The sequence below is a fragment of the Haloechinothrix salitolerans genome (genome assembly GCF_042662605.1).
Lineage (GTDB): Bacteria > Actinomycetota > Actinomycetes > Mycobacteriales > Pseudonocardiaceae > Haloechinothrix_A > Haloechinothrix_A salitolerans.
Window position 1 is genome coordinate 3822213 of sequence record NZ_JBHSXX010000001.1, and the last position, 12206, is coordinate 3834418.

Genomic DNA, 12206 nt, shown 5'->3' on the forward strand with positions numbered 1-12206 from the left:
ATGCGCGACGGGCGTGCCTGGCGTGAGCACTAGGTCCCGACCTGCGGTGACCCACGACCTACGGTGCCGTGCAACCGATCGCCGCCCACGGATGCGACCGGTCATCCCTTCGGGCGGGTCACCGGGTTTCCCTGGTGAGATCACGACGTCGACGGCTGGCCTGACCGCACTGGCGGTTAATTACCGGGAACTGGCCTGGCCGGGTGGCGCTGCGGCATCGAGGTCTTCGAGCGCGAGCTGAATGACCTCAGCGCGTTTGAGGGTTAAACCAGGCTCGGCAGCCAGGATGGCGCGCCGTGTTTCGATCAGCGCGATTTCCAGGAGCCGCCGCGCCTCGGGAGCCAGTATGGGGTCACGCAACCGGTCTTCCGCGCGCCGCATCGTGGGCAGAGCCGATCCCACGACGTCGTCGGCGGAGACCGGCGGCTGCACGCTCGCACCCGGGCATCGCTTACCTTGGTCGGCGGATTCCCGGTGAAGCCGCTGACTGGAGTTGATCCAGGGACGTTCCATGCCTCAGCTCCTTCCAGCCCACCGGCGGTGTGGCTCTGCTGGCGATCGCCAGGGTGTGACGATCCGTGGTTCAGGTGTCGATCCGCGCGATGACTTTTCCCTGTGGCACGACGGCTTCTTCTGGCACGAAAAGGTGGACGGTGCCCGCCGCGGGGGCGGGCACCTCTGCGGATGCCTTGTCGACCTGGACCTCGGCGATGAGCTGATCCTTGGTCACGGTCTGGCCGTCGGTGACGAACCAGGTGGCGACGACACCTTCGGTGTCTGGCGTGTCCGACAACGCGGGGAACGGGACCTCGATCACTCCTTCATCACGCCTTGGTCACCCGGTGCAGGGCCTGTTCGATGCGGTCCTGGGTGGGCAGCACCGCGTACTCCAGCGATCGCGCGTAAGGGATCGGCACGTCCGGCACGGCCACCCGGGCCACCGGTGCCCGCAGCATCCCGGGGTCGGCGTCGGCCACGGTGGCGGCCACCTCGCCGGAGAGCCCGAAGGACAGGTAGTCCTCGTCGACCACGACGAGGCGCCCGGTTTTGGCGACCGAGGTGAGGATCGCGTCGCGGTCCAGTGGCTTCAGGCTGCGCAGGTCGATCACCTCGGCGTCGAGCACGCCGTCGGCCGCCAGCCGCTCGGCGACGTCGAGCGTGTCGTGCACCGACCGCGACACCGTCACGACGGTGACATCGGCGCCTTCCCTGGCGATCCTGGCCTTGCCGATCGGGACTTCGTAGGGTTCCTCCGGCACGACGTCGGTCGCGTGTGGATTCTTCTTCATCCACGGCAGCCCCATGACGCCCTTGTGGAACATGTACACCACGGGGTTGTCGTCGCGGATGGCGGAGATCATCAGGCCCTTGGCGTCGTACGGGGTGCTGGGGACGACGACCTTCATGCCAGGCAGATGCGCGAACGTGCCCCACAGGCACTGCGAGTGCTGCGCGCCGTCCGAGTAGCCGCCACCGACGGCGGTGGTGAGCACCATCGGCACGGTGACGTTGCCGCCGGACTCGTAGTGGATCTTGGCCATGTGGTTGTAGATCTGATCCATGCACACGCCGAAGAAGTCGACGAACATCAGCTCGGCGATCGGCCGCATTCCTTCGACGGCGGCGCCGGTCGCGAGCCCGATGTACGCGGTCTCCGAGATCGGGGTGTCGAGCACCCGCTCCGGCCCGAACGTGTCGAGCAGGCCGCCGGTGGAGCCGAAGATGCCGCCGTAGCTGCCGACATCTTCGCCGAGGTAGAACACCGACGGGTCGCGCTCCATCTCCTGCGCGATGCCTTCGGCCATCGCTTTAGCGGTGGTGAGCTTTCGCGTCGAGGTGGTCTCGACGGTGGTGAGCTGGGTCGTGGTCACAGTGGGCCTCCTCAGGCGAACACGGCGGACAGCGCCGTCGCCGGGTCTGGTGACGGGCTGTTCTTGGCGTAGGTGATGCCGTCGTCGACCCGGGCGGTCGCGTCCTCGCGGATGCGAGCCACTTCGACGTCGTCGAGCAGCCCCGCGTCGCGCAGGGTCTGTTCGTAGGCCGGGATCGGGTCGTGTTCGGCGACCGTCGCGAGGTCGTCGCGGTAGGTCTGCGGGTCGCCTTCGAAGTGCCCCCACAACCGGAGGGTGTGTACCTCGATGAGCGACGGCCCCTCGCCCGCGCGTGCCCGCGCGACCGCACGGCCCGCTGCCGCGTACACGGCCTCGACGGCGTTGTCCTCAACCCGCTCGCCGGGGATGCCGTACGCGGCGGCGCGGTCGGCGTTGGACGCGATCGGTGTCGAGGCACGCCGGGGTACCGAGATAGCCCAGTCGTTGTCCTCGACGACGAAGACCACCGGCAGCCGCCACTGCGCGGCGAGGTTGAGCGACTCGTGGAAGGCACCCTGGTTGACCGCTCCTTCGCCGGTCACCGCGACCGCGATCCGGCCGGTGCCTTGGCGTGTGAAGGCAAAGGCCTGCCCGAGCGCGGGCGGGTAGCCCTCGGCGATGATCCCGGAGCACGAGAAGTGCGTCGTGGGGTCGAACAGGTGCATGTGCCCGCCGCGTCCCCGGCCGAGGCCGGTCTCGCGGCCGAAGATCTCCGCGGCCAGGGTGCGCAGGTCGACGCCATGCGCGATCGCCAGGTGGTGCGGGCGGTGGGTGGCGGTGATGGCGTCGTCGGTCGTCAGGTGGGCACACACCCCGGCGGCGACCGGTTCCTGCCCCGCCGACAGGTGCATCTCGCCGGGGATCAATCCGGCGCCGATGTCGAAGACGGGTTTCTTGTCCGCGTGGTAGTCGCGCAGGATCGCTTCCTCGAAGGTCCGGATGAGCACCATCGTGCGATAGAGCTCGGTCCGGACCGACGTGTCGAGGCCCTGCGCCGGTTCGGTGACGGTCATACCGTCCTCCTCGAGTCGAGCGGTCTGATGTGCCCAGCACACTGCGCCGGGAGACAGGCGGCTAGAGACGAAAGACCCGTCGCACACGCGACCTCCGACTGTGGTGCCCGGGCGGTTCAGCCGTCGGGCTCGGCGCGCCAGCCGATGAACCCGGCCAGGTCGGTCTCGTCCTCATCCCAGTGCCCCAGTGGTGGCGGCCGTCGAGTAGCGGCGGGCGCCGATCAGGAACGCCACCCGCTTGGCGAGGGAGACGGTGTGGTCGGCGAACCGTTCGTAGTAGCGGCCGAGCAGTGTCAGGTTCATCGCGGTGGCGCTTGGCAACTCCCCGGACAGCAGGTGCCTGTGCAGGTCGGTGAGCAGCCGGTCCATCTCGTCGTCGTAGGCGATGACCTGCTCGGCGTCCGCCACGCTGCGGTTGACCAGTGCCGAGCACACGCGCTGCGCCATCCGGTCGGCCACCCGCGCCATGGCCTGCACCGTCGGCCGCAGCTCGGCCGGAACGATGGGACGCGGACCGTCTACCAGCGCGAGCGCGGCGACGTGGTCGGCGAGGACACCCATACGCTCCAGATCGGCGCTCATCCGCAGGCCAGCGACGATCGTGCGGAGGTCGCTCGCGACCGGTTGCTGCCGCGCGAGCAGCGCGATGGCATGCTCGTCAATGCGGTGATGCAGCTCGGTGACGGCTCTCCGGTCCGCGTTCACGGCACGCGCCAGCGCCACGTCGTCCTCAAGCAGCGCGCACGTCGCCTTGCGCATCTCCCAGCGCGCCATCTCGGCCAGATCGTCAAGGCGAGCGGCGAACTCAGCGATATCGTGCTGATACACGTCTCGCATGGCGATCTCCTCACGATCTCAACGTGGTTTCCCCGTTGCGGTGACTCTGGCGGCGCGAGGGTGTTGTCCGGCAGAGGACGATGGCCCCGATCGCCAAGGACTTCGGCAATCCAGGGACATGGTCGAAGCAGCAGTTCCGGAAATCCCGTGTGGACCGCGTGTACCGGAGTGCCCCGGTTCAGGGGTCCAAGGACCCTGGGTAACCGGGTGAGGCGCGCCCACGCTCGCGGCATGAAGACAACCTCAAACACTCGCCGCGAGTGGGCATGGCTACCTGACTCGCGGCCCGGCACGGTGGCCGTCGGACTCGCAGCACTAGTCCTGTGCGGGACGATTCTTCTCGCGGTCGGCTTCGCGCTCGGTATGGAACCGGCGGAGACATTCACAGACAACTGGCTGCTCACCGTCGCGGGCGCTGTCATCCTGGCTGGCGGCCTCGCTGCCGCGGTGGTGGGCGCGGTGGCTCTCGTCCGCCGCGACCGCTCGTGGGCGGTGGTTGTGGCAACGACGGTCGGGGTGCTGGTGACCGCTTTGCTGCTTCAGCAACTCGCCGAAGGACTGGGCTAGCTGACGTCGTAGCTGGTTTGTTCCGGGGTGGGAGCTGCGCCGGTGGTCCGGAGATATGCGCCGGAGTGGATCGATGACCGAGGTATCGGCTGGCTGGCGTTCCGGTCTCAGCGCGGAGGAGGCCGCCCTGCGGCTGCGGCGGGATGGTCCGAACGCGTTGCCGAGTCCGCCTCGGGCGCACCCGTTGCTGGTGTTCGGCAGCCAGTTGGTGCATTTCTTCGCGGTGATGTTGTGGGTGGCGGCGGGGCTCGCTCTGCTGGGCGGCATGCCGGTGCTCGCGGTGGCGATCGCCGTCGTGGTTGTCCTTAACGGCGTGTTCTCGTTCGTGCAGGAGTATCGGGCGGATCGGGCGGCTGAGCGGCTGCGGGACCTGCTGCCGACACGTGCGACCGTGCGCCGCGACGGCGTCGCGCACGTCGTGGCCGCGACCGAGTTGGTCGTTGACGACGTGGTGCTGTTGGAGGCGGGGGACCGGGTGTGCGCGGACCTGCGCGTCGGCGAGGGCGCCCGGTTGTCGGTGGACGAGTCACCGCTGACTGGGGAGAGCGTTCCGGCGCGATGGTCGGCGGGCGACGTCGTGCACGCGGCTACGTATGTGGTGGAGGGCCACGGCGATGCCATCGTTGTCGCGACCGGCGCCAGGACGCGGTTGGCCGGTATCGCGGCGGTGACCGGACGGGCCAGCCGTCCCCGCAGTCCACTGGCCCGTCAGCTTCACCGGGTGGTGCGGCTGATCGCGCTGATCGCGATCGGTGTGGGCGGTGCGTTCTTCCTGGTGCTGCTCGGCCTCGGGCGGACGGGTGCCGAGAGCCTGCTGTTCGCGCTCGGGGTGACGGTGGCGCTGGTGCCGGAGGGGTTGTTGCCGACGGTCACGCTGTCGCTGGCCAGGGCCGGGCAGCGGATGGCGCGCCACGATGCGCTGGTGCGCAGGCTGGAAGCGGTCGAGACCCTCGGCGCGACGACGTTCGTCTGCACCGACAAGACCGGCACCCTCACCCGCAACGAGATGTCGGTGGTCGAGGTGTGGACACCGCAGGGTGTAGTCATGGTGTCCGGTGAGGGCTACCGCCCCGACGGCACGTTGACCGGCCCGGCGGATGCGATCAGGGCCACGGCTGCGCTCGCTGACAGTGCCGCCCGCTGTTCCCCGGACGCTCACTCGGCACACGAGGGTAACCACTGGCATCCAGTGGGTGACCCGATGGAGGTGGCGCTGCATGTGCTGGCCACCAGAGCCGGGGTCAGGGTGCCGCCGAGGCCCCTGCGGCGACACCCATTCGATCCGCGCCGTCGCCGCGCGTCGGTGGTCGACGTCGACGGCGTGCACGTCACCGGGGCCGCCGAGACTGTGTTGGACGCCTGCGTGGACGTGCCACCTGGTACCGCCGCGGCCGTCGACGACTTGACGCGGCGCGGGATGCGCGTCATTGCCGTCGCACACCGCCCGGCGGCACCCGACCAAGGGCACGACACCGAACGAGGGCTGCGGTTGTGCGGCGTGGCGGGGATGGAGGACCCGCCCCGGCCCGATGTCGCCGACGCCATCACGTCGTGTCGCCGCGCCGGGATCAAGTTGGCCATGGTGACCGGCGACCATCCCGGCACGGCGGCAGCGGTCGCGGCGGAGGTCGGGCTGCTCGGCGACCACCGGTTCGTTGTCACCGGCGCCGACCTGCCGGACGACGACGCTGCGTTGGGCGACCTACTCGACCGCGATGGTGTCGTCGTCGCCAGGGTGACACCGGAGCAGAAGCTGCGGATCGCGCACGTGTTGCAGCAGCATGGCCACGTCGTCGCCATGACCGGCGACGGCGTCAACGACGGACCCGCCCTGCGCACCGCCGACATCGGCGTCGCGATGGGTGCCTCCGGCACGGACGTGGCACGCGAGGCCGCTGACCTGGTGCTGCTCGATGACCACTTCGGCACCATCGTCGCGGCTATCGAGCTGGGCAGGGCGACGTTCGCCAACATCCGCCGGTTTCTGACCTACCACCTCACCGACAACGTCGCCCAGCTGACGCCGTTTCTGGTGTGGGCGCTGCTCGCAGGGGAGATCCCGCTGGCCATCGGCGTGCTCCAGATCCTGGCTCTCGACATCGGCACCGACTTGTTGCCCGCACTCGCGCTGGGCGCCGAACCACCCAACCCGCGCACCATGCGCGGCCCCGCCCGCACCGGCGGCCTGCTCGACCGGCGCGTGCTGACCCGCGCGTTCGGGGTGCTCGGCCCCGCCGAAGCGGTCATGACGATGACTGCGTTCCTGCTGGTGCTCGTCGCAGGGGGCTGGACGTTCGGTGCCGACGCCGACCCGGAGCTCCTGGCCACGGCGTCCGGCACCGCGTTCACGGTGATTGTGCTCGGCCAGCTCGCCAACGCCTTCGCCTGCCGAAGCGAGGCTCGTTGGATCGGCCGAGTCGGTGTGTTGGGCAACCCGCTGCTGCTGGTCGCGATCGGCTTCGAGCTGGTCATGCTTGCGGTGTTCCTGCTGCTCCCGCCGCTACCAGGGCTACTGGGCGGCACCATCCCGAACGCCCTCGGCTGGCTACTCGCCCTGCTCGTCATCCCGGCGGTGTGGTTCGCCGACACCGCGTACAAGGTCATCAGGGCGCGGTAGCGACCTGCCGCGGCAGAGTCAGTCGCCGACGATGGCGGCCACGATGTTCAACGCGATCAACGCGACGGCCACGACCATACCCACGACGGCGGGTGCCACACCGCCTCGATCTCCGCGTTGCCGGGCGCGCCAGCCGAAAAACGCCGCTGTGGTGGCTGGAGCGACGAGTACAACCACGGCGGGAATCCCGGCCAGCAACGCCGCTCCGATCAGCGGGCGATCCTCGGCGCCGCTCTCGTAACCCTGTACCGACAGCAGCCACTCGCCAACCAGCATCGCCAAGACGAACGACACGGGCAGGAACGCGAGCGAAATCCAGGCTGCGCGCACATCACGACGCGCGGGTCGCACAGTCCGGGTTCCCGGATCATGGCGGCTAGACATGTGTACCTCCAGTCTTGTGGCGTCAGCCGCCGACGCGGACGCCGGTGATGGCGAACCGTTCGACCTCGGCGACGTGTCCGCCGGTGGCGACGGCGATGGTGAGCACGCTGCCTGATGGCGCGGTGAAGGACACCTTCGTGGACCACCGGCTGTTTTGGCCACCTGCCGGGATGCCGTCGGACTCCGCTATCTTGCCGGTGCCGAGCTGCCAGACGGTCACGCGCAGGTTCTCGTCCACGCCGGTGATCGACCCGCCTACGGTGACTGGCGACGTCACGCTCGCCCCGTACGGCGGGCTGGTCAGGGTCAGCGTGGTGTCCTTCGTGCCGACGATTTCCCAGGGCGCGTCCGCGCCACCGCCGACCTTGGCCAGATGGACCACGGCGGCGGTGGTGTCCTCACCGTTGGGTAATTCGAAGCCCACACCGACCCAGGCTTCGTCGCCTCGAATGCGGGTGCTCACGACCCGGTCGATGTTGTCGTAGCCGAGGTAGGACTGGGCGAACTGGCGCGCGGTGAACTCGGCGTCGAGGTGCCACGGTTGGTGGCCGCCTTCGCGGTACGCGCGCTGCCACTCTGCCGCGTCCGCGACGCTGGCGAACGGCCACAACGGCTGGTAGCCGAACGCGGGCACCGGCTCGGACGACGTCGTCGTCGTAGTGGTGGTCACGCTGGTGGTGGGGGGTGTCGTGGTCGGTTCGGTCGCCACGCCGCCCTTGTCGTCGTCGCCGCGTAGCGCAAGCACGATGACGACGGTGGCCACGAGCGCCACGGTCGCGGCGAGAGCGGACGCGATCCACGCCCACCGGCGCGCTCGACGTGTCTCGTCCGATGGTCCATCCGGCTCGTCAGGCCGGCCCTGTTCGGTGGGCTCGGTTGGTTCCGTCATGCTTGATCACCTCACCGGCAACACTCACCGTGACGTCGGCGGCGTGCCCAGGGCACTTGGTCCCGAATGCGGACTGAATGAATGCCCAGCCCGGTCCTATGACCTTGGTGTCGGTGACTTATGGACCTCGCGGCGGCGTTGTGGTGTTCGTAGCGTCCGCGGCGATGACATCATTTCTGTGGACGGTGGCAGACGGCATGGATCGTGCTGCCGACGACGACGGCAACGACATTGTTGTCGGTATTGACGGTTCCGCCTCGGCGCTGGCTGCCGCTCGTTGGGCAGCGGTGAGGGCGCGGGCATGGAACGCGCCGCTACGGCTGGTTCACGCCAAGGCGGCCGGTACCGGTTCGGCGGCTGGTTCGCGCCCGCTTACCACCGCCGTTGAAGCGGTGCGTGCGCTCGCTCCGGAGGTGCCGATCGCCTTGTCGGCGCAGTACAATGCGCCGCAGGACGCGCTGATCGACGCGTCGATACGGGCGCGGCTGATCGTGGTGGGCGTGCGCGGGACCAGCGACCGCGTGGAGGACGGGCCCGGCGCGGTCGCCAGTGCCGTGTCTCACTACGGCGGTTGTCCGGTGGTGATGGTGCGAGGTCGTGGCACGGCGCCATCCCGTTTCGGCCCGGTCGTGATTGGGGTGGATGGCTCGCCGTCCGGTACTGCCGCGCTGCGCTTCGGGTTCGAGTTCGCGCGCAGCAGCGGTGCTCCCATTGTCGCTGCCCACGCCTGGACCGAGGTCGCGCTCAGCCACCACGAGTGGACGATCTTGCCGGGCGGTCCCGCAGAGATTCAGGCAGCGAAGCAACGACAGCTCGCCACCTGGCTGGCTCCACTGCGCGCGGCATACCCCGAGATCGCGGTCACCGAACACGTTACGCACGATCGGCCGGTGCGCGGCTTGCTCGCTATCACGAACCCACCCGACGGGCCTGCCGCGCAGCTGCTCATCGTCGGTTCCCGGGGCCTGGGCGTATCGCACGGCATGCTGGCCAGCTCGGTCGGCCAGTCGTTGCTGCGTCACGCCGACTGCCCGGTCGCGGTCGTCCGGCCGCACCAACTCGACGGCGTCCAGCCCGGACGCTTCGGCACGGTTGGCGCTCCTACTGACCGTGTCCACTGACACTCCACGATCACGACACCAGCCATGGGGGTGTGATGACACGGCAGCCGAGCAACACCGCACCGCCGGGCGTGGTCGAGATAGCACCCACCCGGACCGCATGCTGTCGAGCGTCGTTGATCGACGCGCCAGCCCGACTGGTTCTGGCGTGCGGAACTCCCGTGCCGATCCTTGCCACCTACTCGACCGGTGTCGCGCTCACCCTGCATAGCGTGGAGCGCGCCATCGCGTTCCCCTGCTTCGCCTGCCAGCAACAACGGGAAGCGACGATCGTGGCATTGCATCGCGGACACCTGGTGTGTCCGCGATGTCATCCACAGCTCGTGATCGACGTTGGCCGCGCCGACGGGGTTGCCCTGCGGTGGCGGCAGGGTTGCCATCTGGCCCCTGTGTTCAGGGACTTCCCGCTCTACGACACCGCCGATTCGTCGTCCACGCTGACACAGGTCACGGCGCGGTGATGATCCGCGCTCGATCACGACACTACCCATGATGATGAGGAGATACCGCGCATGGTGCTTGCCGAGTCACGCCGCGTGAGAGCGGCACGCGCAGCGGATGCGACGTGCACGTGGTGCGGCACCTCCAACAGCATGCGCGAGTTGAAGACCAATGCGCTGCGTCGAGCCATCGCCGCTTTCGTGCTCATCCCGGTGCTCACGGTCACGCTGACGATCGTTCTCGGTGTCGAACCCGCTATCGCCAACGTTGCCCTCACCGTGACGGCCTGGACCGTGCTCGGTGTCCCGGCCGCGGTCTTGGCCTTGAAGTCGGCCGCCACGCCCGCGTGCCGGTATTGCGGATCGCCGGACCTCGCCGAACTCACGGCCGCCACCGCATGCCGTACTACGGCAAAGCGGCGCCAACCGGAGTGAGCAGCGAGTAGGAGATCAGGCCTGTTGTCAGCTGGTCGCGATCGTCGATGCTGAACACGGGCGACGCGGTGCTCGGTGACACGAGGCCAGCGAGGAACTCGTGCGCGAACTGGGCGACCGTGGCGGGACGGGGCAGCAGGGCGCTACCGCAATAGCTGAGCACGGTCAGCTGACTGGATGTGTCGGTTTCGAGTGCGCCGGCCCATCCGTAGCGCTCGTCCCACAGCAGTGCGGTATCGCAGTCGGGGAAGTTCGGTAGCCGCGCGTTGAGGGCCACGTAGGCGTTCATCGGGTGAGCGACGTCGAGACAGTAGGGACGGCCGGTGAGCGCGAGCGCCTCAACGGTCTGCTCCACGTACTGGCGTAGCCCGTGCGCCAGCGCCTGATCGATGCCCAACTCCATACCGACGTCACCTCGCAGCTGTCCCCGGCTTGACGTGGCCGGGCATGTTCACGCGCCCAGCTTTGCCTGCTGCAACGGGCTGCCAACAGAGCCGAAAAGCAATCCTCCTCAGGACCTTGGTCCTGCCCCGTGTCGCCGACTCGCACCCCGTTACGTCCCGACCGGCGTTTGTCGACCTATGTCGCGGGTAGGGGACGCTCCAGGTCAACACGGTGCCCGTTCCGCTGGTGGGGCTGCTGATATCGAAAGCGCCGTTGTGGCGAGTAGCGCGGTGACGCATGTTGGCCAGTCCGCTGCGGCGGGTGGGTGCGCCGAGCCCGCGGCCGTTGTCTGCCGTGGCCACCTGCTCGGAAAGGCCGCGGAAGATCACACAGGCACGGCGTTCACCCGAGGCGTCGTGGAAGTTCGCTGAAGCCAGATCAACGGTGAACACCGATCCATCGCCCCGGCGCATGCGCACCTGGGTACGCACGTGACCGGCGCGTTCCCGCTCGGCGACCGCGTCTGCCCATCGTGAGTCGGTCGCACACCGTCGATGCTGTGCTCGAAGATCGCCCGAAACGACTCCGCGTCGAGCGCGCGCCATCCTCGTGGCCTGTGGCCCGAATGGTCGTCGTTGTCGTGCATCGCGTCCTCGCGGTGTCGAGTCTCCTGTGCGTACACGCCGCGCGCGGCGGAGTACCCAGACAGTCGTTGAACGAGGTCGACGAGCGTTTGTTGGATCTCTACATGTCGGCGGTGGCGACCGCGCTGCGGGTGTACCGGCGGTATGAACGCGCCCGCGAGCTGGCCGCGCAGCTTGAGTACGCACTCGGATCGCGCGCGGTGATCGACCAAGCCAAAGGAATCCTGATGGCCATCCACGCCATCAGCGCCGACGAGGCATTCACGCTGCTGGTCGAGCAGTCCCAGCGGGAACAGGTCAAAGTCCGCGATGATCGTCACGTGCGATTCGAAGACTCGCGTGTCAGTTCGTCGCGAGTCAATCCGAGTACGCGATGTCGGTTCATGTCGGTGTAGTCACCGGCCAGCGCTGCGGCGATACGTTTGCAGCAGTCGACGCAGCGATAGTGGTGGTCTCCCGTGGTATCGAACAGCGATGGCCACCGCGCGATACCGCCGCATCCGGGGGTGCCGCATCGACCGTTGGCCACGCCGTAATGCTGATCGCGGTAGAGGCGTTGGCACTCTGGGCACGAGACGCGCTCGAACTCCGGTGACATGGTGCCGGCCGGGTGAGCGGCTGTTGTCGCACCCACGCGGAAACCGAGACCGATACCGCACAGCGCGGCGCGGTCTGGCCGCGTCCTGTCCGCGATGATGTGCACATGATTTTGTGTCATACCCGGCTGGCTAGCTGGCTGCATTGTCACGTTGGCGGGGAACGGTGCCCACCTGGGCGAGGATGCGTCGGCACAGCGCGTCGATGCTGTCGCAGGGGTCGGCCGCCACACCTCGGCAGCGGATCAGCTGCGAGCCGACGCGGGCGATGCCGGTAGCGAGGAACGCTGTCGGCATGGCGGGATGACCAGGCTGCGACAGCCACACCTCGACCTCATCGACGTCTACGGGTGACTCGGACGCCGCCTCGTGCAAACGCTCGAGTGCGTAGCCAACATGCGGTGTCAC

At 68.6% G+C, this 12206-nt stretch carries 15 protein-coding genes; 6 read left to right on the plus strand and 9 right to left on the minus strand.

Features of this window, described 5'->3' with window-relative positions; all coding sequences use genetic code 11:
- Positions 1–180: 180 nt before the first annotated feature.
- The 5 genes from ACFQGD_RS18100 to phoU all read right to left on the minus strand — a co-directional run bounded on the left by ACFQGD_RS18100 (position 181) and on the right by phoU (position 3721).
- Positions 181–513, minus strand: a complete 333-nt coding sequence (locus ACFQGD_RS18100) for a hypothetical protein (protein ID WP_345393244.1) — start codon at positions 511–513, stop codon at positions 181–183.
- 70 nt (positions 514–583) lie between these two features.
- Entirely contained in the window at positions 584–817 is a 234-nt protein-coding gene (locus ACFQGD_RS18105) for a lipoyl domain-containing protein (protein WP_345393241.1), read from the minus strand.
- A 7-nt stretch (positions 818–824) separates the two neighbouring features.
- Positions 825–1871 carry an alpha-ketoacid dehydrogenase subunit beta gene (locus ACFQGD_RS18110; protein ID WP_345393239.1) on the minus strand — a complete coding sequence of 349 codons (1047 nt, stop codon included), beginning with the start codon at positions 1869–1871 and terminating at the stop codon, positions 825–827.
- A gap of 11 nt (positions 1872–1882) precedes the next feature.
- The gene (locus tag ACFQGD_RS18115; RefSeq protein ID WP_345393236.1) at positions 1883–2884 is read right to left on the minus strand and encodes a thiamine pyrophosphate-dependent dehydrogenase E1 component subunit alpha; all 1002 of its coding nucleotides are present in this window, start codon (positions 2882–2884) and stop codon (positions 1883–1885) included.
- Between the two features lie 171 nt (positions 2885–3055).
- Positions 3056–3721, minus strand: a complete 666-nt coding sequence (gene phoU / locus ACFQGD_RS18120) for a phosphate signaling complex protein PhoU (RefSeq protein WP_345393233.1) — start codon at positions 3719–3721, stop codon at positions 3056–3058.
- A gap of 231 nt (positions 3722–3952) precedes the next feature.
- Between phoU and ACFQGD_RS18125 the strand changes: the two genes are divergently transcribed.
- Both ACFQGD_RS18125 and ACFQGD_RS18130 read left to right on the plus strand, forming a co-directional pair.
- The gene (locus ACFQGD_RS18125) at positions 3953–4288 is read left to right on the plus strand and encodes a hypothetical protein (RefSeq protein WP_345393230.1); all 336 of its coding nucleotides are present in this window, start codon (positions 3953–3955) and stop codon (positions 4286–4288) included.
- A 73-nt stretch (positions 4289–4361) separates the two neighbouring features.
- A complete protein-coding gene (locus ACFQGD_RS18130; RefSeq protein ID WP_345393227.1) occupies positions 4362–6905 on the plus strand; it encodes a cation-translocating P-type ATPase in 2544 nt (847 codons plus the stop codon).
- An 18-nt stretch (positions 6906–6923) separates the two neighbouring features.
- Here ACFQGD_RS18130 and ACFQGD_RS18135 read toward each other — a convergent pair whose 3' ends face one another.
- Complete coding sequence (locus tag ACFQGD_RS18135) at positions 6924–7235, minus strand: hypothetical protein (RefSeq protein WP_345393224.1); 312 nt, start codon at positions 7233–7235, stop codon at positions 6924–6926.
- 76 nt (positions 7236–7311) lie between these two features.
- Positions 7312–8178: a hypothetical protein gene (locus ACFQGD_RS18140; RefSeq protein ID WP_345393221.1), complete on the minus strand. Its 867-nt coding sequence runs from the start codon at positions 8176–8178 to the stop codon at positions 7312–7314.
- Between the two features lie 164 nt (positions 8179–8342).
- Here ACFQGD_RS18140 and ACFQGD_RS18145 point away from each other — a divergent pair, with 164 nt between their 5' ends.
- From ACFQGD_RS18145 to ACFQGD_RS18155, 3 genes are all read left to right on the plus strand, one after another.
- Positions 8343–9299, plus strand: a complete 957-nt coding sequence (locus ACFQGD_RS18145) for a universal stress protein (RefSeq protein ID WP_345393218.1) — start codon at positions 8343–8345, stop codon at positions 9297–9299.
- Positions 9300–9460: 161 nt separating this feature from the next.
- Entirely contained in the window at positions 9461–9760 is a 300-nt protein-coding gene (locus ACFQGD_RS18150) for a hypothetical protein (RefSeq protein WP_390221073.1), read from the plus strand.
- A gap of 132 nt (positions 9761–9892) precedes the next feature.
- A complete protein-coding gene (locus ACFQGD_RS18155; RefSeq protein WP_345393212.1) occupies positions 9893–10174 on the plus strand; it encodes a hypothetical protein in 282 nt (93 codons plus the stop codon).
- On the opposite strand, the gene ACFQGD_RS18160 is transcribed toward ACFQGD_RS18155, so the two are convergent.
- Positions 10146–10577, minus strand: coding sequence for a DUF6292 family protein (locus ACFQGD_RS18160; protein WP_345393209.1), 432 nt, complete (start codon positions 10575–10577; stop codon positions 10146–10148). The two genes, ACFQGD_RS18155 and ACFQGD_RS18160, sit on opposite strands and share 29 nt — an antisense overlap.
- Positions 10578–11183: 606 nt before the next feature.
- Between ACFQGD_RS18160 and ACFQGD_RS18165 the strand changes: the two genes are divergently transcribed.
- Positions 11184–11597 carry an ANTAR domain-containing protein gene (locus ACFQGD_RS18165; RefSeq protein ID WP_390183623.1) on the plus strand — a complete coding sequence of 138 codons (414 nt, stop codon included), beginning with the start codon at positions 11184–11186 and terminating at the stop codon, positions 11595–11597.
- A gap of 333 nt (positions 11598–11930) precedes the next feature.
- Here the strand turns inward: ACFQGD_RS18165 and ACFQGD_RS18170 are convergent, their stop codons facing one another.
- Positions 11931–12206: a hypothetical protein gene (locus ACFQGD_RS18170; RefSeq protein WP_345393206.1), complete on the minus strand. Its 276-nt coding sequence runs from the start codon at positions 12204–12206 to the stop codon at positions 11931–11933.